1 protein-coding gene is annotated in these 436 nt (G+C 62.4%); it reads right to left on the bottom strand.

Annotation, left to right across the window (positions count from 1 at the left end; translation table 11 throughout):
- Nucleotides 1-417, bottom strand: a 417-nt coding sequence (locus LPA41_RS41195) for a glycine zipper domain-containing protein (RefSeq protein WP_229076922.1), incomplete at its 3' end; no start/stop codon positions are given.
- Nucleotides 418-436: the final 19 nt, after the last annotated feature.

The following is a 436-nucleotide window of genomic DNA, read 5'->3' as shown; positions in this document are numbered from 1 at the left end:
ATCGGTATGACCGACGATGTTCACGCCGTTCTTGTTGAACTCCTTGAACACCAGCACCAGCGAATTGAGGGTCGGGTAGAAGCTGCTGGAGATATCCGCCGAGTTGCTGGCGAAGGTGATATTGCCCGGCATGATCAGTTTCAGATCATCGCCGTTGCGTTGCACCTGCACGCCAGTGCCCTGCAGGGTCTGGCGCAGCTTGGCCTCCTGGGTGTCGACATAATAGCCGTAACCACCACCGGCGGCGCCACCGACGGCCGCACCGATCAGCGCGCCTTTGGTGCGGTCCTTTTTGCTCGAAGTTGCAGCGCCGATCACCGCACCGGTCGCGGCGCCGATGCCGCCATAGATGCCGGCTTTGCCGGCCTGGCTCTCGCCGGTGTAAGGGTTGGTGGTACAGCCGGCCAGCAAGGCCATGAGCGCAGTGGCTGCGATC

Origin of the sequence: Actinoplanes sp. DH11, from assembly GCF_020873875.1 — a bacterium.
Lineage (GTDB): Bacteria > Actinomycetota > Actinomycetes > Mycobacteriales > Micromonosporaceae > Actinoplanes.
The sequence above is the reverse complement of the archived record's forward strand: the minus strand, read 5'-3'. Positions and strand labels throughout refer to the sequence as shown.